Origin of the sequence: Salinimicrobium tongyeongense, from assembly GCF_026109735.1 — a bacterium.
Classification (GTDB): Bacteria; Bacteroidota; Bacteroidia; order Flavobacteriales; family Flavobacteriaceae; genus Salinimicrobium; species Salinimicrobium tongyeongense.
This window is the reverse complement of the sequence record NZ_CP069620.1, coordinates 407,706-432,187: the sequence shown is the minus strand read 5'-3', so window position 1 is coordinate 432,187 and position 24,482 is coordinate 407,706. Positions and strand designations below refer to the sequence as shown.

At 43.2% G+C, this 24,482-nt stretch carries 19 protein-coding genes and 1 pseudogene; 13 read left to right on the top strand and 7 right to left on the bottom strand.

Annotated elements, in window-relative coordinates:
• Window positions 1–8: 8 nt before the first annotated feature.
• The 4 genes from pstC to phoU are packed head-to-tail and all read left to right on the top strand — an operon-like array spanning window position 9 to window position 3,225.
• Window positions 9–887: a phosphate ABC transporter permease subunit PstC gene (pstC, locus tag JRG66_RS01900; RefSeq protein WP_265164056.1), complete on the top strand. Its 879-nt coding sequence runs from the start codon at window positions 9–11 to the stop codon at window positions 885–887.
• Entirely contained in the window at window positions 880–1,734 is an 855-nt protein-coding gene (gene pstA, locus JRG66_RS01895; RefSeq protein WP_265164055.1) for a phosphate ABC transporter permease PstA, read from the top strand. Before pstC ends, pstA begins: the two co-directional genes overlap by 8 nt.
• A gap of 1 nt (window position 1,735) precedes the next feature.
• Window positions 1,736–2,530: a phosphate ABC transporter ATP-binding protein PstB gene (pstB, locus tag JRG66_RS01890; RefSeq protein WP_265164054.1), complete on the top strand. Its 795-nt coding sequence runs from the start codon at window positions 1,736–1,738 to the stop codon at window positions 2,528–2,530.
• An 11-nt stretch (window positions 2,531–2,541) separates the two neighbouring features.
• Window positions 2,542–3,225 (top strand): phosphate signaling complex protein PhoU, encoded by a 684-nt coding sequence (gene phoU, locus JRG66_RS01885; protein ID WP_265164053.1) that lies wholly within the window; start codon window positions 2,542–2,544, stop codon window positions 3,223–3,225.
• Window positions 3,226–3,716: 491 nt separating this feature from the next.
• On the opposite strand, the gene JRG66_RS01880 is transcribed toward phoU, so the two are convergent.
• The 3 genes from JRG66_RS01880 to JRG66_RS01870 are packed head-to-tail and all read right to left on the bottom strand — an operon-like array spanning window position 3,717 to window position 10,016.
• Window positions 3,717–6,551, bottom strand: coding sequence for a M16 family metallopeptidase (locus JRG66_RS01880; protein ID WP_265164052.1), 2,835 nt, complete (start codon window positions 6,549–6,551; stop codon window positions 3,717–3,719).
• Between the two features lie 16 nt (window positions 6,552–6,567).
• On the bottom strand, window positions 6,568–7,521 hold the full coding sequence (locus tag JRG66_RS01875) for a calcium/sodium antiporter (RefSeq protein WP_265164051.1): 954 nt from the start codon (window positions 7,519–7,521) through the stop codon (window positions 6,568–6,570).
• Window positions 7,522–7,529: 8 nt separating this feature from the next.
• Window positions 7,530–10,016 carry a M14 family metallopeptidase gene (locus JRG66_RS01870; RefSeq protein ID WP_265164050.1) on the bottom strand — a complete coding sequence of 829 codons (2,487 nt, stop codon included), beginning with the start codon at window positions 10,014–10,016 and terminating at the stop codon, window positions 7,530–7,532.
• Window positions 10,017–10,133: 117 nt separating this feature from the next.
• Here JRG66_RS01870 and bshC point away from each other — a divergent pair, with 117 nt between their 5' ends.
• From bshC to JRG66_RS15695, 6 genes and pseudogenes are all read left to right on the top strand, one after another.
• The gene (gene bshC / locus JRG66_RS01865; protein ID WP_265164049.1) at window positions 10,134–11,753 is read left to right on the top strand and encodes a bacillithiol biosynthesis cysteine-adding enzyme BshC; all 1,620 of its coding nucleotides are present in this window, start codon (window positions 10,134–10,136) and stop codon (window positions 11,751–11,753) included.
• Window positions 11,754–11,758: 5 nt separating this feature from the next.
• Window positions 11,759–13,123, top strand: coding sequence for a pyridoxal phosphate-dependent decarboxylase family protein (locus JRG66_RS01860; protein WP_265165387.1), 1,365 nt, complete (start codon window positions 11,759–11,761; stop codon window positions 13,121–13,123).
• A 686-nt stretch (window positions 13,124–13,809) separates the two neighbouring features.
• Window positions 13,810–14,127, top strand: a complete 318-nt coding sequence (locus JRG66_RS01855) for a tyrosine-type recombinase/integrase (RefSeq protein ID WP_265165385.1) — start codon at window positions 13,810–13,812, stop codon at window positions 14,125–14,127.
• Entirely contained in the window at window positions 14,121–14,390 is a 270-nt protein-coding gene (locus JRG66_RS15705; RefSeq protein ID WP_307726301.1) for a transposase zinc-binding domain-containing protein, read from the top strand. Before JRG66_RS01855 ends, JRG66_RS15705 begins: the two co-directional genes overlap by 7 nt.
• A 1-nt stretch (window position 14,391) precedes the next feature.
• Window positions 14,392–14,793 carry an IS91 family transposase gene (locus JRG66_RS15700; protein WP_443096478.1) on the top strand — a complete coding sequence of 134 codons (402 nt, stop codon included), beginning with the start codon at window positions 14,392–14,394 and terminating at the stop codon, window positions 14,791–14,793.
• A gap of 20 nt (window positions 14,794–14,813) precedes the next feature.
• Window positions 14,814–15,328, top strand: a pseudogene (locus JRG66_RS15695) (transposase).
• Between the two features lie 794 nt (window positions 15,329–16,122).
• Here the strand turns inward: JRG66_RS15695 and JRG66_RS01830 are convergent.
• A complete protein-coding gene (locus tag JRG66_RS01830) occupies window positions 16,123–17,118 on the bottom strand; it encodes an N-acetylneuraminate synthase family protein (RefSeq protein ID WP_265164046.1) in 996 nt (331 codons plus the stop codon).
• Between the two features lie 502 nt (window positions 17,119–17,620).
• Here JRG66_RS01830 and JRG66_RS01825 point away from each other — a divergent pair.
• From JRG66_RS01825 to JRG66_RS01815, 3 genes are all read left to right on the top strand, one after another.
• Window positions 17,621–18,454, top strand: a complete 834-nt coding sequence (locus JRG66_RS01825; protein WP_265164045.1) for a polysaccharide pyruvyl transferase family protein — start codon at window positions 17,621–17,623, stop codon at window positions 18,452–18,454.
• Window positions 18,454–19,296, top strand: a complete 843-nt coding sequence (locus tag JRG66_RS01820; RefSeq protein ID WP_265164044.1) for a class I SAM-dependent methyltransferase — start codon at window positions 18,454–18,456, stop codon at window positions 19,294–19,296. The genes JRG66_RS01825 and JRG66_RS01820 overlap by 1 nt, the downstream gene beginning before the upstream one ends.
• A 172-nt stretch (window positions 19,297–19,468) precedes the next feature.
• Complete coding sequence (locus tag JRG66_RS01815; RefSeq protein WP_265164043.1) at window positions 19,469–20,734, top strand: IS256 family transposase; 1,266 nt, start codon at window positions 19,469–19,471, stop codon at window positions 20,732–20,734.
• A 57-nt stretch (window positions 20,735–20,791) separates the two neighbouring features.
• On the opposite strand, the gene JRG66_RS01810 is transcribed toward JRG66_RS01815, so the two are convergent.
• The 3 genes from JRG66_RS01810 to JRG66_RS01800 form a co-directional block, all read right to left on the bottom strand.
• A complete protein-coding gene (locus JRG66_RS01810) occupies window positions 20,792–21,934 on the bottom strand; it encodes a glycosyltransferase family 4 protein (protein ID WP_265164042.1) in 1,143 nt (380 codons plus the stop codon).
• A gap of 190 nt (window positions 21,935–22,124) precedes the next feature.
• On the bottom strand, window positions 22,125–23,051 hold the full coding sequence (locus JRG66_RS01805; RefSeq protein ID WP_265164041.1) for a hypothetical protein: 927 nt from the start codon (window positions 23,049–23,051) through the stop codon (window positions 22,125–22,127).
• A complete protein-coding gene (locus JRG66_RS01800; protein WP_265164040.1) occupies window positions 23,051–24,481 on the bottom strand; it encodes an MBOAT family O-acyltransferase in 1,431 nt (476 codons plus the stop codon). The genes JRG66_RS01805 and JRG66_RS01800 overlap by 1 nt, the downstream gene beginning before the upstream one ends.
• Window position 24,482 lies beyond the last annotated feature (1 nt).

The window sequence follows — 24,482 nt, the reverse complement described above, 5'->3', positions numbered from 1 at the left end:
CTTCTTCAATGCGAAAAATAAAAGAAACGCTAATAGAAAAGAGCCTTTTGGGAAGTGCTCTGGTTACTATTGCAGTGACTGTTGGTATCATCCTGGTACTTTCTATAGAAGCCGTAAATTTCTTTAGAGAGGTTTCCATTGTCGATTTCCTCACAGATACACAATGGACGCCACTGTACACCGACAAGCACTTTGGGATACTGCCGTTGTTGTCGGGGACCCTGTTAACCTCTTTCATTGCCATCATATTTGCGGTGCCGGTGGGCTTGTCTATCAGTATTTATATTAGCGAGTACGCGCCGCGAAGCTTCAGGAAGACAATTAAACCTGCTTTGGAATTGCTGGCTGCCGTGCCAACCGTGGTATACGGGTTTTTTGCCCTAACCGTGGTTACGCCTTTCCTGCAGTCGTTTATTCCGGGGCTTTCGGGTTTTAATTCCCTGTCTGCCGGCCTGGTGATGGGGATCATGATCATTCCTTTCATCTCGTCGTTAAGTGAAGATGCTTTGCATGCGGTACCCAATTCTTTGCGGGAAGCCGCTTACGGCATGGGTTCCACCAAGTTGCAAAATGCCTTTCGGGTACTGGTTCCTGCAGCTTCATCGGGGATTATAGTTTCTATCATCCTTGCTATTTCGCGGGCCATTGGGGAAACCATGATCGTGGCCATTGCGGCGGGGCAACAGCCCAGGTTAACTTTAGACCCTACAGTTCCCGTAGAAACCATTACCGCTTACATAGTTCAGGTGAGCCTGGGCGATGTGCAACACGGCTCCTTGGAGTACCGTACCATCTTTGCTGCCGGGATCACTCTTTTCATCTTTACCTTCCTGCTCAACACCGTGAGTTACAGGATTAGGAAAAAATTCAGGGAGAAATATGAATAATATTAAAACAAACAGGTTAAAAGATCAGGCTTTCAAGATTTGGGGGATTGCCTGTACCTTCCTGGGGCTCATTCTTCTCACCATCTTTATAGGTTCAATTCTTATAGATGGACTGCAAAGGATTGATTGGGATTTTATCACGAGCCTTCCGTCGAGAAAAGCAGAAAGAGCCGGAATATATACCGCACTAATGGGAAGTGTATGGATCCTCGTGTTCACCACCATTATTGCCCTGCCCCTGGGAATTGCAGCGGCTATCTACCTGGAAGAATACGCCAAACAAAGCCGGCTTTCTTCTTTGCTGGAAGTCAATATCTCCAATCTTGCGGGAGTACCGTCAATCATCTACGGACTACTTGGCCTGGAGGTCTTTGTGCGCATCATGGAAATGGGTGCCAGTGTTTTGGCAGGAAGTTTTACGCTGGCCCTTTTGATTTTGCCCATTGTAATTGTAGCCACGAGAGAAAGTTTAAAGGCGGTGCCAAAATCTATAAGAGATGCTTCCTTTGCCCTGGGAGCTTCAAAGTGGCAAACAGTTTCCCAACAACTGCTGCCGGCATCTTTTGGAGGCATACTCACGGGAGTGATTTTAGCCCTTTCAAGAGCGGTGGGAGAAACTGCGCCGCTAATTGTTATTGGAGCACTGGCCTATGTGCCGTTTGCGCCCGAATCTCCCATGGATGAATTTTCAGTATTGCCCATACAGATCTTTAACTGGATCTCCCGCCCCAAACACGGCTTTGAGATCAACGCAGCCGCAGCCATAATCGTCCTGCTTTTAATTACATTTATTCTGAATGGAATTGCAGTGTATTTCAGGAACAGGTGGCAGAGTAAATTTAAATAGAATGAAAGAAAATAAAGATACATTAGATAAGTCCCTCAAGAGAAAACATAAACTTCAGGCAAAAGGCGTGAAGGTTTTCTATGATGATTTTATGGCTATCAAAGGGATAGACATGAACATTAGGGCCAACAAGATCACGGCTTTTATCGGGCCTTCGGGCTGTGGAAAATCGACTTTCCTCAGGCTCTTTAACCGAATGAACGACTATGTTGACGGCTTTAGCATGGAGGGGGAGATCCTTATAGACGGAGAGAATATTTACAAGAAAAAAGTAAATGTGGAACAGCTAAGAAAACAGGTGGGAATGGTTTTCCAAAAGCCTAATCCTTTTCCCAAGTCCATCTATGAAAATGTCGCCTATGGATTAAAGATCCAGGGAATTAAAGACAAAGCCTTTCTTCAGAATAAAGTAGAAGAATCCCTAAAGCAGGTAGGTTTATGGAACGAAGTGCAGGATGACCTTAATAAATCGGCTTTGGCCTTGTCGGGCGGGCAGCAGCAGCGTTTGTGCATCGCCCGTACTCTTGCCGTAGAGCCTTCCATTATTTTGATGGATGAGCCTACCTCGGCATTAGACCCCATCTCAACAGCCAAGATCGAAGAGCTTATTTACGAGCTCAAGGAGAAATACACTATTGTAATTGTGACCCACAACATGCAGCAGGCAGGGAGAATCAGCGATTACACCGCATTTTTCTACATGGGCGAACTCATAGAATACGATAAATCCAAAAAGCTATTTACCAATCCCGAAAAACAACAAACCGAGAATTACATTACCGGTAGATTCGGATAAACTAAAGTAATATGATTAGTCTGGACCAACATAGAGAGGCATTGAATCAGGCAGGGCTTGAAATGATGGAGCTTTGCATGAAGCAACTGGAAAATGCCAGAGAGGCATTTTTTAATCACGACAGCGATCTTGCCGAAGAAGTGCTGCATACCGAAAACCGCGTAAATGCGCTCGATCTTAAGATTGACCGCGATTGTGAACGCTTTATTGCCTTGCACAACCCGGTGGCCAGCGACCTGCGTTTTGTGCTGGCTTTAAGGAAGATCAATTTTGACTTGGAGCGGGTGGGGGACCATGCCTACGGAATTTCCAATTATATTGTGAAGATTGATACCCAAATCGAGGCTCGATTGCTCGAGAGAATGCGGGTGGAAGAAATGTTCTCCACCGCATTGTCAATGCTAGACGATATTGCCCTGGCTTATACTGAAGCCGATACCAAAGTGGCCCGAAAAGTATTTAAAAAAGACAAGATCCTCAACGAGATCAATATGAAGTCCTTTGCTATTATTTCTGAAGAAGTCAAAGCAGATCCGCAGGTGATAGATCAGGTGATGTTATTGTTTTCGGTCATCAAAAAGGTAGAAAGAATAGGCGATCTTATCACCAATATTGCTGAAGAGATCATCTTCTTCAGGGAAGCTGAAGTTTTGAAGCACCGCAAGAAAAAAGGCGGAAGGAAGAAGGATTCTTAGGAGTCAAATTCCAAAATTAAAGCACCAGATTCCAATTTCAATTCATGACTTTGTCGCAAAAAATAAAATCGTTTTGCTGAAAGAACCAGGAGCAAGGATTTCAGTTACGCAATAAAAAATGCCCGGGGTTTGCCGGGCATTTTTTATTCAGGAGCTTTCAAAAATGACATTTTCAGGAGCTTTCAAAAATGACATTTTCAGGAGCTTTCAAAAATGACATTTTCAGGAGCTTTCAAAAATGACATTTTCAGGAGCTTTCAAAAATGACATTTTCAGGAGCTTTCAAAAATGACATTTTCAGGAGCTTTCAAAAATGACATTTTCAGGAGCTTTCAAAAATGACATTTTCAAGAGGTTTCAAAAATGACATTTTCAAGAGGTTTCAAAAATGACATTTTCAAGAGGTTTCAAAAATGACATTTTCAAGAGGTTTCAAAAATGACATTTTCAAGAGGTTTCAAAAATGACATTTTCAAGAGGTCTTAAAAATGCTATTTTTCGGCAGAGTTTATAAGCACCGGTTTTCCAAAACCTAACTGCTCCAGCCGGTCCAGTTGGGTAGCTGCATCTCCCACGATGAGGTAATACATTTTATTTGGATCAACATATTTTTCTGCCAGGGCTTTAATCTGCGGAACAGTGATGTTCCTCACTGTCTCTTCCTGCTGTAAAACATAATCTTTTGGCCTGTTATAATCCTTTATTTCCTGAAGCATCTGTAGTTTAGAACCCAGGGTTTCAAACTTTCGGGCATTACTTTTTATCATGAACCCCTGGGTTACCTCCAGGTCATTTTCATTAAAACTTTCGGCATAATTCTCTGCGATCTCTTTTATTAGATCAACTGCTTCAAAGGTGATATTGGTTCTCACACCACTCGAAATTAAAAACGGACCTTTAAATGTGCTGCCATTGAACCCGGACCGGATTCCGTAGGTATAGCCTTTACCTTCCCTTAATTCCTGTGTGAGTTGGGAAGCGAAACTTCCGCCCCCAAAACGGTAGTTCATTACGCTTGCAGGATAGAAATCCTCATTGGTTTCAGCTAAAGCTGGATATCCAATATGCAATACAGATTGTTTTGCGCCGGGAATATCATAAAAGTAAACCTTGGATTCAGCCGGGGCAGTTACTTCAGGAAGCTCCTTAAAAATGACATTTTTGACACCCCAGTCCGCGGTGAGTTCTTTCACGCCGTTTACTGCTTCCTCTTTTCCAATATCTCCCACCACCAGGAAAGAAGCGAGATGTGGAGAAAGATAATTGTTGTAGTAAGCCTTTAGATCCTGAAGCGTTATTCTTTCAACTGTATCCTCATTTCCAATATTGTTGTGAGACAGGATATGATCTTCGCCGTAAACAAGCCTTCTAAATTCATTTGAAGCAATGTTGTTTGGATTAGCTTTCTCCTGCTGAATCCTGCTTATCACCTGCTGTTTGATAAGTGAAAATTCTTCCTCATCCCAACGCGGCTCTAAAAGAATCTCCTTAACAAGCTCCATTGTCTCATCAAAATTCCTGGTGAGGGTGCTACCGCTAATGATCATTTTTTCATCTGTAGCATTCACCCGAATGCTGGCACCCAACAGTTCAATGGCTTCTTCGAGTTCCTGCGGCGTGCGGTTTTTTGTTCCCTTAGTGAGGAGGTCGGCCAGAAGATTGGACACGCCAATCTTTGCAGGGTCTTCAAGTAACATTCCTCCTTTGATCTCGAGCATGAACTGTACAAGAGGTACTTCAGAATTAGTGATACCGTAAATCTCAAGTCCAGACTGCAGATTTTGCTCCCAAATTTCGGGAACCTTTACCTGAGGTGAATCTCCGTATGGAGGTTCTACAGTTCGGTCAAAACTGGACGGCGTTCTTTGGTAGGTCACCTCTTCCTCAAGATCGAACTCCTGCTCGGCACCCATTACTATTTGTTCCTCCTCAACTTCAGCCAGTTCTGAACCTTCTAATGTCAGCTCTATCTGAGCTTTTGGAACAAAACTGGTGGCAACATAAGGTTGATCTTTAATGTATTTCTGATAGACTCTCATCACATCCTGCGGGGTCACTGCGAGAATGTAGTTGATCTCTTTGTTGATCATGCCCGGATCGTTCGCAAAGATCTCATACTGGGCAAGCTGAAAGCCTTTGCCAAGAACGCTGGAAAGACTGCTGTAAAATGCAGTTTCCTGTCCTGCTTTGATACGCTTCAGGTCTTTTTCGGGAATACCTTTAGCTTCAAACCTTTTAAAGGTTTCTTCTACAGCCAGATGCACCTCGTCGAGATCTATGCCCTCGTAAGCTCTCACCTGTAGCATGAATTGACCGGCAAGTTCAGAAGTGTAATTGAACATCTGTACATTTGGAGTTAATTTCTTACCTGCCACCAGTGCTTTGTAGAACGGGGCATTTTTACCTTCAGAAAGATAATTTGCCAGCACTTCGAGGGCATAGGCATCCGGGTGGTAGGAAGCAACAGAAGGCCAGGCCATTGTCAATTCAGGAAGCCGGGCAAAATTGTCTTCATGGTACAGCTTTTTTGTCTGCTGTAAATTAGCGGGCCTTTTCTCAAGGTCCTTAATTTCAGGTCCTCTTTTTATTTCCCCGAAATATTTTTCCACCCACTGTTTTGCCTGTGCTGTGTCAAAATCCCCTGCGATGGTAAGCACCACATTATTGGGTACATACCATTGATTGAAGAACTCCTTAACATCGGCCAGGGTGGCATTTTGAAGATCTTCAAGGGAACCTATCACCTGCCAGTTGTAAGGATGGCCTTTTGGATATAGATTTTTATCGATCACGTACTGGGTGTGCCCGTAAGGCTGATTATCTACTCTCTGCCTTTTTTCGTTCTTTACCACCTGCTTTTCTTTGGCTAGAACAGGTTCTGTAACCGTATTGATAAAATACCCCAGTTTATCGGCTTCTGCCCAAATCATTTTTTCAAGGGCGTCATTTGGAACAGTTTGAAAATAATTGGTGCGGTCGCGGCTGGTGGACCCGTTGGCGCCACTGCCGCCAATGCGGGCACTGAGTTTATCCAGACCGCCTTTTCCAAGATTTTCAGATTCCAGGAAGAGCAGGTGTTCAAAAAGATGGGCAAACCCGGTGCGTCCCTCTTTTTCACGGGCAGAACCCACGTGACTGGTAAGGGCAACCGCCACTACAGGATCTGACCTGTCAACGTAGAAAATGACTTTAAGTCCGTTGTCAAGCGTAAATGTCTCAAAATCGACTTCAAAACGGGATGCTTCGGGCGTTTGCTGTGCCAGCGCGTTTCCTACATACAAGTTCAGCAGGAATGCAAGAAAATAGAACTTTACAGATGATCTCATTAAAACTCAGTAAGAATTAAATTATTAAATAGGTAACATAGGCCACGTAGCCCATAACAAATACTGCGCCTTCCCAGCGTTCGATACTGCGACCTCTTCCGGTAAAAACAAAAATAAAGAGCAGCAAACCTGTCACTATGTTCACCAAAATATCAAAGAAGGTAGCGGGATTGATATCCAGCGGAACTATGGTCCCGGAAATTCCAAGGATCAAAAAGATGTTGAAAATGTTGGAGCCTACCACGTTTCCTATGGCAATATCCACATTCTTTTTCCTCACGGCGATCACAGAAGTTGCAAGTTCGGGCAGGGAAGTTCCTATAGACACTACGGTAAGGCCAATAACCCTTTCAGAAAGGCCAATAACTTCAGCAATACTTACAGCACTGGTAACTATTAACCTGCCGCCAATTACTAATCCGGCAAGACCCAGAATTATAAAGAGAATTGCTTTTCCCACGCTGTAACTTTTGGTTTCAATTTCCTCATCGGCACCCCCGCTTTTGGCCACCATAAGGTTATAAACCAGGAAGATGAGGAAGAACAGGAGCAAAACAATACCTTCACTTCGTGAGATAAGATTTGTGGTTGCACCGTCAAGAACAACATCAGAGGCTATGACAAACACACAAATTGCCGCCAGTAAACTCAGCGGAATTTCAATCCAGGTGGTATTGCTTTTTACCGTAAGCGGATAGATAAGGGCAGAGATTCCAAGGATCCCCAGGACGTTGAAAATATTACTTCCCAACACGTTGCCCAGCACCATATCTGTACTACCGGTGGTGGCAGCAAAGACATTCACTACCAGCTCGGGTGCCGAAGTACCAAATGCAACAATGGTCAAACCAATCACAATGCTGGGTACTCCCCAACGTGCGGCAAGGCTTGAAGCAGCATCCACCAGAAAATTAGCTCCATAAATAAGAGCAACAAAACCTACAAGGAGTAGAAGAATATCTATTAGCATATATTATTTTAATTATTAGCGTAGTTTAAAATTTCACTGTTATCTACAAAGAAAATGGAGTTTACGAAAAGAAGTTTTCCATTTTGCCAGAAAGCACGGAACAATGGATTGTCTACCATATAAATAATACTTCCTTCACCCATTGGTTCTACCCCGAAGCTCAGGGAATTTTTAATTTTTTCCTTTGCCTTACTACCTGCAAAACCGGCCACTATGTTCGGGGAATCCTGAAGGTATCCCACATTTTGTCCTTTACTTAACAGGCTGTAGCTGTCACTCCCAAGTTTAAGACTTAAATAAGTATTATTATACCCAAAGGCCATGGGATGAGTTTTGTCCATTTTGGTTTCAATGATGCTTCCGGTAATAAGATTTTTGATCTGTTCCCTTTCCCTTTGAGCATAAGGAACAAGGTTTGGCTTTGGGAGGCTGTCCTGTTCCTTTTTCTTGTTCAGGTTGAATTCGCTTTTACCGGCAAAAGCGTCAAGGGCACTTTCAATGGCAATTACTTTTCCGCCATTTCTCACCCAGCCCTTAAGTTTTAAAAGCCTGTCTTCATCGAAAAGCTCGGAATAATTTCCTGCCGGAAGCACAAGTATATCGAGTTTGGAAAGATCTGTGTCCCAAAAGTACCCGGTATCAATTGAGGTAACGGGGTAATTGAGTTCCTGCTCAAAGAAATACCAAAGCTCTCCATAGTTAAGCGAGGAAATGCCATCTCCTCGTAAAATGCCAATTCTTGGGGTGTTTATGATTTTTACCTGAGAAGAACCCAGATCGGGCCCCGAGGTGGAAAATCCGGTGTTGGCAACAGTGAGTGATCTTTCGTGTTCGTTTGCAATCCTGGTAAGAAGTTCATCAAAATCCTGTTTGTTTCGGTTGTCGCTTTTTGTGATGATGAGGCTGCCCGGAGCAAATTTTTTCCCCGAAGTTTCCAAAGCTGTTTCAGTGAACCTCACCCTGATTCCGGCCTCAAGCAGCGCCGATAGGAACCTAGCATCTTTCATGCTGCTCCAGCCAGAAATATAGGCAGCAGCCCCGGGCATCGGTACATTTTTCACATCGTTGGCCTTAGCAGCAGTAACCGGAACCGAAGATTCAGTACTTAAAACATCAAGGCCATAGGCATAGGGCAGGCTCCACGCGGTAATGTCGTAAGTTAGGGAATCTGTGAGGCTGGTAGAAGGTTCCATCAGTACACGTACCATTTTTCCTTTTGGTTGGGCTGTACTTACCACCAGTGCGTTTGCACCTAAATTTACTGTTTGTTTTTTCTGTTCAAGAGCGTTAAAACCTCTCACTTTTCCAGGCTGTACGGTGGAGTAGGTAATTTCGTGGCGGTCTAGCAGTTCTTTCAGCAGGTCAAGCTTATCGGGCTGTCCTGAAAGCACGTAACTCACTGCATTCTTTCCGCTGTTATCGTAAAAATTTGAAAATTCAGCATGGAGTCGGTCTGCGTTTTGCGCGGCGATCTCCAGTGTTGAGAGTCCGGTAGTATGGTGATGCTGCACCCTGTCAACGAGGCTGAGGTCGTAGCCCTGCTCAGTTTCTATGGCCAGTCCAACCTGTCCGGCCTGTTCATAGGTCATTCCAATCGCCCCCATGTAAGTGGGGTAAGTGTCGCCATAGCTGGGATAAAGCAGGTCAAACCATTCTTTTGTGAAATACAGCCAGCCTTCTTCATCAAAGTAACGGGCGTGGTTTAGCCCTATTTCTTTTTGAAATTCCCTCTGAAAAGGAGTGATCACATCGTGCAGGGGCTCGGCTGCAGGTGCGAAGTAGTACGGGTTATTTTTTCCCTGTTCGTGGAAATCAACATGAATGTGGGGCATCCATTGGTTATAGAGCTTTAGGCGCTGCCTGGTTTCGGTTTGAGTAGCCCAGGCCCAGTCGCGGTTAAGGTCAAATAAATAGTGGTTGGGCCTGCCGCCAGGCCAGGGCTCATTGTGTTCAACGGCCATGGGAGAGGTGTTGAAGGGAGTGGCTTTTACCTGTTTGTACCAGTTCACATACCGGTCCCGGCCATCGGGATTAACGGCAGGATCCATGATCACTACAAGATCTTCAAGCCAGTTCTGCTTTTGAGTGACCAGTTCGTAAAGGGTTTTCATAGCGGCTTCTGTACTCGAAGCCTCGTTGCCGTGTACATTATAACTAAGCCAGACAATGCCCTTTTTGGAAGGTATGTTAGCATTAGCTTCGGTTAAACCCGCATTCTGCAGATGACTTTGCCTGATTTGCTCCAGGTTTTGCAGGTTTTCTTCCGAAGAAATAACCGCATAGGTGAGCGGGCGGCCTTCATAAGTTTCACCGTATTTATGGTATTGAACCAGCTGGGAGTTTTCGGCCACATGTGCAAAATAATCGACTACTTTTTGGTGCCGCGTAAAGCTGGTGCCCAGCGGGTAGCCCAAAAATTCTTTGGGCGACTGCTGCGTAAAGGCGAATTGAAAACTCAATAAAACTGTTGTGAATAACGCCGTAATTTTGTTCATAGGGAAAAATCTCAAATTTCAAATTAGAGGTAAATATAAAACATTATCGTTCTCAATATTTTTTTATTGATTTTACCGCCAACACTCTTAATTGTATATTTGCGAAAATTCATTTCAATGCAGAAAAATTCTCTTTCGTATCGGGAAACTAACTACTTTACATCACTGGTGACCGATTATCTGGATCAAAAAGAGAATGTTAAGCAGTTTTACGGGCTTTTCCCCGATCTCAATAACTTCGGAAAACAAATCCTTTTAAAGAAAGAGAACTTCAGCAGCCACGGCGGAAGCCAAAAACGTGCCGTGCTTGCCAAAACCCTGAAGCGTCAATATCAAAAGATCAATGCTTCCGAAGCAAGCCTTGCAAATATTGAGCTTCTGGAAAAAGACAGCACTTTTACCGTGACCACCGGGCACCAGCTCAACCTGTTTACGGGGCCGCTTTACTTTCTTTACAAGATAGTTACCGCCATCAATCTTGCGGCCGATCTTAAAAAGGAGTATCCCGAATACAATTTTGTGCCCGTTTACTGGATGGCGACCGAAGATCATGACTTTGAGGAGATCAGTTTTTTTCATCTCCACGGAAAGAAGTTCCAGTGGAATCCGCCAAAATCAAAAAAGACCGGCGGACCTGTGGGAGAAATGCCTACCGATAGACTTGAAGATGTCTTTGAACTATTTTCAGCTGAAATTGGGAGTAGTAAAAATGCACAGCAGCTCAAAGAGTGGTTCAAAAAGGCATATTTGGAGCACGATAACCTTGCCGATGCCACGCGTTACCTGGCCAACGAGCTTTTTAAAGAGCAGGGGCTGGTGATTATTGATGCGCATGAGCCCGAATTGAAGAGGTTGTACATTTCACCTGTCAAAAATGAGCTTTTTGAGCAGGTTTCTTTTAAAACTGTTCAGCAACAATCGGAAGTTTTAGAAAAAGAAGGATATAAAGTACAGGTGAATCCGCGGGAGCTCAACCTGTTTTACATGCAGGAAGGTATGCGGGAGCGCATCATTGAAAAGAACGGCAAATACTTTGTCCATGACCACGAAATTTCCTGGACCCGTGAAGAATTAGAGCAGTTTATTGAAGAACATCCGGAGAAATTCAGTCCCAATGTGCTGCTTCGGCCTTTATATCAGGAGGTAATTTTGCCAAACCTGTGTTACATTGGCGGTGGCGGGGAACTGGCGTACTGGTTTCAGCTAAAACAGCTTTTCGAGCAGGCAGAGGTTGTTTTTCCAATACTTCTGCTTCGAAATTCGGCTTTGCTCCAAACAGAAAAGCAGGATCAAAAAAGGCAAAAACTGAACATCTCTTTACCCGAACTTTTCCTGAAACCGCACGAATTGATCAACAGGAAGGTAAGAAGGATTTCCAATATTGACATTGACTTTTCCCCTCAAAAAGAGCATTTGGTAAAGCAATTTCAGGAAATGTACACCCTGGCCGAACAAACTGACAGATCTTTTCTGAATGCTGTAAAAGCGCAGGAGGTGAAGCAGCTTAAAGGCCTTGACCACCTTGAAAAACGGCTGCTAAAAGCCCAGAAAAGAAAGCTTGAAGATGAGGTTTCAAGAATTGCCAGCCTGCAAAATGAATTGTTTCCCGGCAAAGGACTTCAGGAAAGGCATCACAATTTCTCGGAGTTTTACCTGGAATATGGAGATGCACTTATCCCTGCCTTGCTGGAGACCCTAAAACCACTTGAATTAAAATTTGATATTATTTCGCTATGACGAAAATGCATAAGATAGACATTGACCTGGTTGAAATGACCCTCGATGTTATGAAATATACTGTAGACCGTATTTCAAACGTGACGCCCGAGCTGGGTTCTCCCCAAAAAGAAGAGGAATTGTTTGCTAAGATTGGGGAAACTGTTACGCCAGAAGGTATTGGAGGAGAAGTTGCATTTAAGATGTTTCGCGACATACTGGTGAAGGCCACGGTGCCTATAGACCACCCGCGGCATTTAGCCTTTGTGCCGGCTGCGCCTACCCGTGCGGCTATCATGTTTGACCTTGTGACCTCGGCTTCCAGTATCCACGGGGCTTACTGGATGGAAGGTGCCGGCGGGATCTTTTGTGAAAATCAGGCGATGAAATGGCTGGTATCCCTAACCGGACTTCCAAAAGGCTCTTTTGGGGTATTTACCAGTGGAGGAACGGCTGCCAACCTTTCGGGGCTCGTTACTGCCCGCGAAGCCTGGAGAAAGAAAGATGCAGCCAATATTGGCGTGAGGGCTTTACTGCTCACTTCAAACGGGGCACATTCTTCTATTCAGGCCATGGCAAAAGTCATGGATGCCGACGTGGTGATGATCGATTGTCCAGATGAAAATCTACAGGGGCATGCCCTCCAATCGGCTATTGATGAGCTGGAAGAGAAGGACCGGAAAAGGCTTTTTGCAGTGGCAGCTACCGGCGGGACTACCAATGCCGGAATTATAGATGAGCTGGATTCTATTGCCGATGTTTGTGAGAAAGAAGGGATCTGGTTCCATGTTGATGCTGCTTATGGCGGCGGGGCACTTGCCGCACCTTCTGTACGCCACCTCTTTAACGGAATTGAAAGGGCCGACAGTATTACGATCGATCCTCATAAATGGCTTTTTTCACCCTATGATTGTGGGGCGATCATCTATAAAGACATGAGCCTTGCCGCTGAAGCCCATTCCCAGAAAGGGGCTTACCTGGAGATCTTTAAAGATGGAGGTGCAGACGGGTTTAACCCTTCAGATTATCAGATTCAGCTTACCAGGAGAGTGCGTGGTATGCCTTTGTGGTTTTCCCTTGCCATGCACGGAACAGATAAATATACCACTGCCATTGAAAAAGGGATCGAGCTGGCCAAAATCGCTGCGGAAAAGATTGAACAGGATGATAACCTTGAACTGGTAAGGCCGGCAAGTTTATCGGTAGTTTTGTTCCGAAGAAAAGGCTGGACTCCAGATGAATATCGTGACTGGACCTATAGAAATCACAAGTCAGGTATGGCCTTAGTGACACCTACAAAGTGGAAGGGAGAAACTATTTCGCGTTTTTGTTTCATCAATCCCGAAACCACCGAAGCCGATATTGATGCTATTCTGGAAACGATGAAATAATTCAAAATTTAAGATTCAAAATTCAAAATTCAAGATTTAAGTTCAGGATTCCAGATTAAATTCAAGTGCAAAACAGGCTACTTCGAGCGGAGGTGGGAGGTTGGGAACCGTGATTTAAAAGGCGAGGGATGCTCGGATGTTTTTTTTTCTGCGTGTATCTGCGAGATCTGCGGGAAAAATTGATTTCAAAATTTGAAGATGGGTTGATTTGAAGATGCGGGAATGATTAAATCAAAGCCACGGATGTTTGGATTTCTTTTTATTATTCTGGATTATGCGAGAACTAATGAAAAAGACCAGGGATTCAGATACTTTATATTGAATTTCTCTACGGAAGGCACTATATAGTGACATTTTTGTTAACCGTTGTTGTAAACTGGGCTTTTATTCTTTTTGTGTAATTAGTTAGTTTTAATCCGCTGAAAACTGATCATTCCGTTTTTTTAGAACTCACTTTTGAAAATCTATTTTTTAGAGATAGATTGGGTTTAGTGATTTTCAATTTTAAACACCGCCTTGTCCTTGCCATGCTTTATAGCTGTAGACTGCGTTGTTTCTAACTCCGCAACCTGCAGCTCCGGGATCTGGATTTTGATCGAAAGATGCTCCACATCCGTCAGAGCAAAGGATGAAAAGACCGATATGTCCCCCTATCAAAGCTGCAGATCCGTGGCCTGAAAAAGTAAATCGCAGCAGAGAATCCTTCGACCTGGTGCTTCAATGGCTATGACAGGGAAAATAATCCCACTGCCTTGTCCACGAGAGGAGTTCAATGGATCGTACTGGAGGCACGCAAACACAGCGGTATCCAAAAAGAGATTACCTCTCACAGCCTTCGTCATAGCTATGCAATCCACCTATTGGAAATGGGACTGGATATTATGAGCCTAAAGGATCTTTTAGGTCATGCAGATATCCAAACCACCTTAACCTATCTTCACGTGGCACAATTGGGTAGGAGAAAGCCGTTCAGTCCGCTGGATAGGCTGTACAACAAATGGTGATGTCATCCGCTACTTACGAAGTAGACCAGGTGTTAGAGCGTAACCAGGAGACCTTAGCTGATCATTGTGCCAACAGCTGGCAACTCAGAACTTTGCATGCGGTTCGAAAGTGCCGTACTGCTGCTTTGGGTGGTCACATCGACCGCTGCCTTAATCCTTCCTGCAGGCGTTTACACCTTAGCTACAACAGTTGCCGCAACCGGCATTGTCAAAAGTGCCAGAAAGGAACAATGGATCAGGGCAAGGGAAGAAGAACTTTTTAAAGTGCCTTACTTCCATGTCGTTTTTACCCTTCCCTGCGAGCTTAACCGCTTATGCCAGTATGAGCCAAAACAGATGTACGACCTGCTGTTCAAAACAGCCTGGCAGGTAATCAAGGGTTTTGCATCAAACCCGAAGTTCCTTGGAGCCAATCCCGGGATGATCGCAATCCTGCACACTTGGGGACAAAACCTGTCTCTTCATCCCCATCTGCATTGTATCATACCGGGTGGAGGAATCACAAAGTCAGGTAAATGGAAACCGGCCAGGAACAATGGCAAATATCTGTTTCCGGTGAAAGCTATGAGCAAGGTCTTCAGGGCTCGTTTTGTGGCTGCCCTTCGGAAGGAACTGGAACCCAATCCACAAACTTCTATGAAAACCTGTTCAAGCACTAATGGGTAGTCTACTGCAAGCGCCCTTTCCTGGGACCTCCCCAGGTAGTTGAATATCTTGGTCGCTATACCCATAAAATCGCCATAAGCAACCATCGAATCAAGAACCTCGATAATAAAAAGGTCTCTTTTCTGTCAAAGATTACCGACACGGCGGAAGGAAATCTAACACGTACCTATCAGACGCAGAGTTCATCAGACGATTTGCACTGCACGTGCTTCCCAGAGGCTTTGTTCGGATCCGCCATTACGGAATCTTAAGCTCCTACAACAAACGGTTAATTATTTCTGAACTACAGAAAAGCCTTGGCGAAGCTAACCTACCGAAGAGGCCACCACTCCAACATAGGATATGCCCTACCTGCAAACAGGGACAGCTAGAAATCATTGGGCTCTTTGGAGTGCGAGGCCTACCAAATTCCTGGAAGAACAAGTTGAAAAAAAGAAATAGCTCCCCTGTAAAACGCCTCTCAACTGGTGTAACAGATCTCTATAGCCCAAAACCACAGGAATGCATAAAACCAACAGCAGTTTTACTTCTTTAAAACTACCTATACCAATAAAAACTGTGGAAGAATAAAAGCAAAGGATCAAAAAAAGAAAAGTTTACCACCAAAAGTTCTTAATAGCAAACCCCACAGATCAGATCAATCCCCATAGATAGTCAATCAGCAAACAGCCGGTTCAGTCAACAGGGCGTTCATGTTCGGCCGTACCGGCCATACGAACGCTTAGTTATCAGTTTTATTTTCCGTTTAGTTTATCAAAGTACTTTTGTCAGTAAAATTTATTTAAGTCTCTCTTTATAGGGTCAGTTTGAGAGTTGCTGATGTAATATTCAAAATCCGACTCCGTCTTTTTGTATAAGAGAACCTCCAACACTCAGCTTTTCGTGAATAAAGAAGGGAATTTCTTTTTTCCACTTATTATCAATCAGAATTGGTCTTGTCCGTCCATTATTTACATTTAATAACAGATCAGTTATTCTTCCTGAATATGAGGCTTCGTGATATTCGTGATGCTATTGTATATGAAAAGAAGCTAAAGGCAGGGAACAGGGCGAATAAGGAAAAGCTCATCAATGAAATGAATCCGGAGTGGAAGGATCTGTCTGAAGAATGGGGGTTAAATTGAAAACGTCATTGCGAGCCTGCCTGGCGGTAGGCAGGGCAGCGACGCAATCTGCCGTAGTGGAATCACGATCATGTTAGATGACGCCTTTAACAGATTGCCACGCCGGACTGCGTCTGTCTCGCAATGACGGTTCGCATTGAAACATCATTGCGAGGGAGCTGAATACAGCGACTGACGCAATCTGTCTATAGTATAGGAATTGGCTCTAACTTAAATCTCCCTCCCTCAAAAACTCCCACTGTCTAATATCCCTGGTTACTTTCCTCCCTATCACCTTCCTGAATTTCAAGGCTTCAATCCCATAACCCTTAGGTTTTTTAGCTTCCAGATCCTGAAAAGTGAGGATATGACCGGCGGGGAGATCTTTGTTCACGGCAAGGGATTTTTCGAAGATGTTTTTTAGATCCTTAAAAGTTGTATTGTCTGATTTATCCACCGGGTGTTGTTGTGCCAGAGAAATATTTTTAACTGCGGAAACTAACTGTCCAATTTCCTCTATTTCCAATGAAGAACTTGCATCGGGACCAAACATTTTCCGGTTGAACACAGCATGGAATTCGAGGATCTCAGCTCCCAATGCGGTGGCGGCGATGCAGGTTTCTATTTTAGCAGAATGATCTGAATATCCTACTTTGACCCCATATCTCTCCTTTAACTGCTGAATCACATTGAGTCCGTAATTTTCAGGACGGGTAGGGTAGGAGGTAGTACATTGGAGGATTGAAAAATCAACATCAAGTTTTTTTAAAAAAGCAACAGTCTCATCCAGTTCCGCAAAAGAACTCATTCCGGAAGAAAGGATAAGTGGCTTGTTTGTGGTAGCGATCTTTTGCAGCAGCAGAAAATTATTTACTTCACCCGATCCAATTTTATAGCGTTTCACATTCAGCTCCTCAAGAAGGTCCACTGCTGCATTGCTGAAAGGCGATGCCATGAACTCTAAACCCACCTCCTCGCAATGGGCTTTAAGTTCCTGCCATTGTTCGAGGGAAAATTCCATACGTTTCCAGTAATCAAACCTGGTCTTATCCTGGGTAGAGAACTTTATTCTGAAAGGTTCATACAGGCTGCTCTCGGCTTCGGCAATATGTATCTGGAACTTAACGGCATTGACCCCGGTTTTTGCCAGGGCATCGATATAGGAATGGGCAATCCCCAGACTGCCCTCATGGGCTTGCCCGACCTCCGCTATTAAAAACATAATTTATTTTTTATTGACATCTTTATATTTGATTTAGAAAATTGAGGGGCGGGCCTTTGCTATTTCTGCTATTAGAAACATATTATCTGTTTACGGTTTTCTGTTTACCGTTAGAAAGCTAAAGTAGGAAATTTTGATCGAAAACGTCATTGCGAAGGAGCTGGGAACTGCTGCGACGACTTTTGTTAATGGTAACGTCATTGCGAGCGAAGCGACGCAATCTGCCGCAATTTTCCTTCATCATGATCCGAGTACTTCCCGGCTTCCGAATTGTTGAATGGGCAATCTGTTTCGACCTGGTCACGAAGAGGCCTGGAGGTAACTACTGACAGATTGTTGCGTTTCTCCTCCGGACTCTCTCGCAATGACCGTTCGCAGGGGAGAGTCGCTTTGAACTAGTCCGGCTTTCAATGACCTCTTTGAAGGAACTGCAGTTTCGCCGGAGAGGGTAAACGTAAACAGAAAATTATTTCTATATATTTGAACCCAAACAAAATTAGAATTGAGAAAGCCCCTGAACTTCAAAGATCACAAAAAAATTCCTCTCTTCTACTGGAGTGAAAGGCGATTTATCTTTAGGGAGAAGGAGAACTACGGAGATTTGCTTTCAAAATACCTGGTAGAGAAGATCAGCGGAAAAGAGACACGGTTTGTTCATCCTAAAAAGCAGGCATGGTACAAAACTAAAAAAGCTAACCTTTTGGCAATAGGGAGTATCATACATCACGCATCCAGAGACAGTGTAGTTTGGGGCAGCGGAATTATTGATCATGAACAGGATCTTGAAAAAGCTGATTTTCGAGCCATTCGTGGTCCCAGAACCAGGGAGTATCTTTTAAAATTGGGCTATGAATGCCCTGAAGTATATGGAGACCCGGCCATCCTGCTACCAGATCATTATAATCCGCAGGTGGAAAAGAATTCTAAATTAGGTATAGTACCACATTATCATGATTATCAAACGGCGTTGAAGATCTTTGGAGGCATGGAGGAAGTAAAGGTGATAGATCTGCTCACGATGGATGTGGAGGCAACTACCCAAGAGATCCTGGAGTGTGAACGCATTCTTTCCACTTCCTTACACGGCTTAATTGTTGCTCATGCCTACGGAATTCCGGCAGTTTGGGTGAAAATGTCCAACAAGATCTTCGGAAATGACATCAAATATACCGATTACCTGGAATCAGTTGGTCTGGAAACCTATGAAGCGGAATTTATAGAAAACAGAATTTCAGAAGAAAAGATTTCAGAGATGTTTGAGAAATATCCTACCCTGGTTTCCGAGGAAAAACTTAACGAGCTAAAAACCGGATTACTGGAAGTGATACCATTTTAATGAGTACAGAAAATCAGGACAAAAACAAGCAGCACTATGATCGCCTGTATAATGATGGGCAGGTGAGCAATATTCTGCACTGGATCCACAACCTGGATACCTTCCTCAATTCTGTGACTACTACCGAAATCAGTTGGTTTGCTATTTATAAAGATAATTTCAAGGATAGACTAGCGGGAAAGAAAGTGCTGGAAATGGGCTGTGGAGATTGTACGAATGCAGCAGTGATGGCAGCTCTTGGTGCTGAGGTCTATGCGAATGATATTGCCGATTCCAGCGGAAGAATAATAGACCTGCTAAATGAAAACTACAAATTCAACTATGCAATAAAGTTTATTCCTGGTGATTTTATTGAGAACGCGCTGGAGGGAAATCAGTTTGATTTTGTAATTGGCAAGGCTTTCCTTCATCACCTGGAAATTCCGCTGGAAGAGAAATTTCTCGCAGAAACTGCCAGGCTCTTAAAGTCAGATGGAGAGGCCCGTTTTTTCGAGCCAGCCGTAAATTTACAATTGCTTGATGAAATCCGTTGGCATATACCGGTAGGAAAGCGACCGTCCAAATTTCAGAAAGAGAGATTCAGGGAATGGAAAAGCAATGACCCGCATCCCGATCGTACCTTCAACAGTAAACATTTCGAAACAGTAGGTAAAAGATTTTTTAAGGAGGTGGAAATCCATCCCGTAGGTACACTGGAGCGCTTTAGTAGGTTGTACAAATGGGGAGAAAAGAAAAACAGGTTTAAACAATGGGCATTGAAAGCAGAGCAGAATTTACCTTACAGTTTGAACAGGAGTCTTACAAGGAGCCAATTGATAATTTACAGGAAGCCTCAGCTGTAGTAGTGTAGCTATGATGAAGGGCGCAGTAGCCTCAACGGATTGCCACGTCCTCCTGCGTCGGACTCGCAATGACGGTTCGCATCGGGAAACGTCATTGAGAGGAAAGCGAAGGAGGGTGTAAAATAAACTCTGTCTGAAAAAGAATTTTAAATAATTTTATTCAGACAGACCCATGACAACAGAAGAACAACAAAATTTAGAGAAGAAAGCCCTGGAGCAGTTTATGTCGGGCAAGAGTCTCTTCGGAAAAGATGGTGCCTTTGCACCTATGCTTAAGAGTTTTATCGAAAAAGCTCTTGAAGCAGAGATGGATTCTCATCTTAATGAGGAAGAACGTTCCGCAGGCAATAAACGCAATGGCAAGGGGAAAAAGAAAGTAAAGAGCGGTTTTGGGTCCTTCGAAATTGATACCCCGCAAGATCGCCATAGCAGCTTTGAACCTGACCTGGTTAAGAAACGCCAGACAATCTTAGCAGACAATCTCTCGGAGAAGATCATAGGTCTCTACGGCCTTGGAATGAGCTACCGTGACATATCTTCCCATATAAAGCAGATGTATGACACAGACATTTCTCATACGGTCCTGAGTCAGATTACTGATAGGATTATTCCAGATGTAAAAGCCTGGCAAAGCTGGTCTTTAGATCCACTGTACTGCATTGTATGGCTTGATGCGATGCATTACAAAGTGAAAGTAGATGGGAAGATAGAACACAAAGCCCTCTACAATATTCTTGGCATCAACAAGGAGGGATACAAGGAAGTGCTGGGTATGTATATTTCTGAGAGCGAAGGTGCTAACTTTTGGCTCCAGGTATTGACAGATCTACAAAATCGTGGCCTGGAAGATATATTAATTGCCTGTACCGATAATCTTAAAGGATTCACCAATGCTATCCTTAGCGTTTTTCCTAAGACACAGGTACAGCTTTGTATTGTCCATCAAATAAGAAACTCTCTTAAATACATTGCTTCAAAGGATCAGAAAGAATTTATGCGAGATCTTAAGAAGGTGTATCGGGCAGTAAATAAAGAAGTAGCTGAAGATGAACTGCTCAATTTAGAAGAGAAGTGGGGTCAGAAATATCCAATAGTAATCGAAAGCTGGCAACGCAATTGGAATGAACTCTCGCAGTATTTTCAGTACACGGAGCCAATCAGAAAGATCATCTACACCACCAATGCCGTTGAAGGATTCCACCGCCAGGTTCGTAAGGTTACAAAGACTAAAGGAGCTTTTACCAATGATATGTCCCTTTTAAAGCTGGTCTACCTGGCTACAAGGAACATCGAAAAAAAATGGACAGCTCCTTTACATAATTGGAGTCTTACAATTCAGCAACTTTATATTAAATTTGGTAAAAGAATACCACTGGCTATAAACTCCAGATATCCAGAAGTTGATCCCAAAGATATTGATAGATCGGACAGAGTTTAATTTACAGACCCAAGCGAAGCGCCCGTGGCAATCCGCCGCAGGTAACCCCAATGCTGGTTAGGTTTTCCTTACCACTCCCTCATAAAAAGCAATATTCTCCTCCACCACCGCTTCTGTAGAAAACTTCTCTAAAACCCTTTCCCTGGCAGCTTTGCCTACCTGCTTCGCAAGTCCCGGATTATTTAAAATTTCAAGAACTTTATCAGCATATAAGTTATGATCATTTGGATCTACAGTATAACCCGTTTCCCCGTCGATCATCACCTCTTTTGCCCAACCAATATCTGAAGTTACCAAAGCTTTTTCCATGGCCATGGCTTCAATCCAGGTCATGGGCAGGGCTTCTGCGAAGGAGGGAAGAACCACTACCTGGGCTTTAGCGATCTCCTCCAGAATATTGTCGTAGGGTAAATTTCCCAGCCATTCTACCTTTTTTGCCGCTACCGGACTAAATTGTTCCTCCATTAATTCCCTGGTCGACCACCCGGTTTTGATGTCCCGCACATCCTTCCCTGCCAGTCGAAACTTTGCTGCAGGCATTTGCTCCACGATCCTGTTAAAGATATCGGGCAGTTCCAGCACCCCTTTTTTTCTAATAAGGCTTCCGAAGTAAAGAATCACCTCTTTTTCTTCTTTTTCCTGCTGCGGTAGAAAACGTTTTACATCTATGGAATTGGGAATTGTTTTAATTTTCTTTTTAAGTTGAAAGATCTTCCGGGTTTCTTCTGCTGTAAAGTTGCTTACAGATAATATACGGTCTGCTCCCTGCAGGGCCAGTTTCTCAAACCAGAAATTCTTTTGTTTCTGTTTTCTGTTTTCCAGTTTACAGAAATACGCATCACTGCCGTTCATTCTTATTACCAAAGGGCAACGCAGTTTCATAAAAGCGGTAATTCCAGTCCAGTCCGGTGCTTCTATGGCGTCTATTTTGTCTACCGCAATACGTTTGTTGAGGTAATTCTGAAGGAATTTCCGGTGCAGGTACCAGCCAAGTATTTTGAAGCTTCTATGTTTTATGAAATGAAATCTTATTCCATTTTCGGTAAAGATATCATCCTCCTGCTGGTCAAATATGAAAACAGAAATTTTCACTCCTTTGTCTGCAAGGGCAGTCGCCATATTTTTTATGCTTGTACCGAGTCCTGCGGCAGGACCGGTCCGGGGATGAGGGTATTCGGGAGTTAAAAAAGCTATATGCATTTTTAATTGTTTGTTATGTTGTCATTGCGAGCGCAGCGAAGCAATCCGTCACTCGTTTCCGCCATTCCTGTCATTGAGAGCCTGCCAGTATCGGCAGACAGGTGGAGCGAAGCAATCCGTCACTCGTTTCCGCCATTCCTGTCATTGAGAGCCTGCCAGTATCGGCAGACAGGTGGAGCGAAGCAATCCGTCACTCGTTTCCGCCATTCCTGTCATTTTCATCCATTGCTTCCCTGTGAAGGAAGTCTGTTATCAGGATCTTTGTAAATTCTTGAGCCCCGCTTAAATTTAAATGTCCGCAGTCAGCGAATAAATTTTCTTTCCTGTCAAAAATGTCAATATAATTATAAATTTCTGGTAGCTTATCCTGCAGTTTCATGGCATAGTCCCTGTTTTCAACTTGCTGGCAATAGGGAGCAAAAAAATAGTGAAGCTTTGTTCTTTTTCCCGAAACCATTTTTTCCATATTGGACAGGACCCTGTTGGTATTAGCTATTTTGGCAGGCAGGGAGCCGTAGAGTTGTTTTCCTGTACCCGTTAAAGGATAAAATCCATTTTCATAATTCTTTCCTGAGTCATTGAGGATGGTTTGATTTACAATTTCCCTAAAACCTACAATTTTTTCGTATTTGAGATATGCATAAAATGGAAAATTCAAGATATATGAACCATCGTCTTCAATCTCCAATTCTTCACGGATAGCAGGATGACTTCTAAAAGGTATTAATGTGGCTTTAAAAGCAGGGGTAAGGTCAGCACTCTTCTCGTTATAGGAATAATCTACCTGAAGAAAAACATGGTCTACAACTATCCCTTTTTCAAGTAAAAGCTTAAGCAGGACATATGAATCCTTAAGAGAACTGCCGGCGACCCCCAGATTGATACAGGACTTCCCTGTGATTTTTTCAATAATCTCACAATCAATAGTATTCTCGGTACGGGAAGAGCCTAAAAAAACAAACTCATAATGATCTCCTTCTTCAAGGGATAGCACTTTTTGAAGTTTATTACGTACTATACCTTTTTTAAAAACATGATCATAAACCTGCTCCAGCAAAACAACCCCGATAACAAATACCCCAAGAATCTTTAAAATGTAGAGGATAAAACCTTTCATTAGAACTGAAAATAAATAAATTCCTGATAGTCAGAATACACTCCTAATGTAAGTAACGCGATTATAACAGCAGTTATCTTCAGCCATCTAAATTTTCCTCTAAAAGGATGTTTATAGTTTCGGTGAAACCATTCCACGCCTGTAAAAATAGCCAGAAGGATTAGTAATTCAATACTGAACCTTTCTACGGGAAGATATTCAACATCAAACTTTGGTGAAACAAAAATCCTGTTGATGTACTCAAGTGCAGCAGAAACACTTTCAGATCTAAAGAATATCCAGGTAAAAGTTACGAGAGAAAAAGTTCCCAGTATTTTTGAAAAATCTCTCAAAGAAGGAAAAACCTTATTATCGCCTTCCGTTTGCAAATACTTCCTGTTTGTTTTTGTAATTAAAAGAGGTATAAAAAGAAGGGCATGGATTGCACCCCAAATAATGAAGGTCCAGTTTGCCCCGTGCCAAAAACCGCTTAAAAGGAAAACAATTGCTACATTCCTAATTCGGTACCATTGGCTTCCCCGTGATCCACCCAGAGGGATATAAACATAGTCCCTAAACCAGGTAGAAAGTGAGATGTGCCATCTCCTCCAGAATTCTCCAATATTCCTTGAAAAATATGGATAGTTGAAATTTCTCATTAGGTCAAACCCGAACAGCTTTGCAACACCTATGGCTATATCTGTATAACCCGAAAAATCTGCGTAGATTTGGAAGGAGAAATAAACAGCTCCTAAAATCAGTGTCCCCGAATTATAGCTTTCATAATTGTTAAAAATAGAATCTGCGTAAATAGCACAAGTATCTGCAATCACCATTTTTTTGAAAAGCCCCCATAAAATGAGGTTTATCCCCTGAATTGCCTGCTCCGGATTAAAAGTTTTCTTCCTGCTAAACTGGGGTAAAAGATTTGCTGCCCTTTCTATAGGCCCTGCCACCAACTGGGGAAAGAATGAGACAAAGGCGGCAAAATTGATCAGGTTTTTAGAAGCTTTTATTTTTTCTCTATAGATATCAATGGTATAACTTAAGGTCTGGAAGGTATAGAAGGAAATTCCTATAGGGAGGATAATATTAAGGCTGGGAATATTAAAATTTACTCCCAAACTTTCCCAGGCTTCTATCCAACTTTCCAGGAAAAAATTATAATATTTAAAAAAACCGAGTATCCCGAGATTGAGGAGAAGACTCAGGATTAGAAATTCTTTTCTAACTCCTTCTGTCTTTTTCTTTTCGAGAGCTAAGCCTATGAAAAAATCGGCAAGAGTACTAAAAGCCAGAAGACTGAGGAATCTATAATCCCACCATCCATAAAATATATAGCTGGAAACAAGGATAAGCATGTTCTGTATTCTCCTTGATCCCTGAAGGGACCAATAAAGAATAAAGGCTGCAGGAAGGAAAACAAGGAAAGCAAGAGAATTAAAGAGCAAA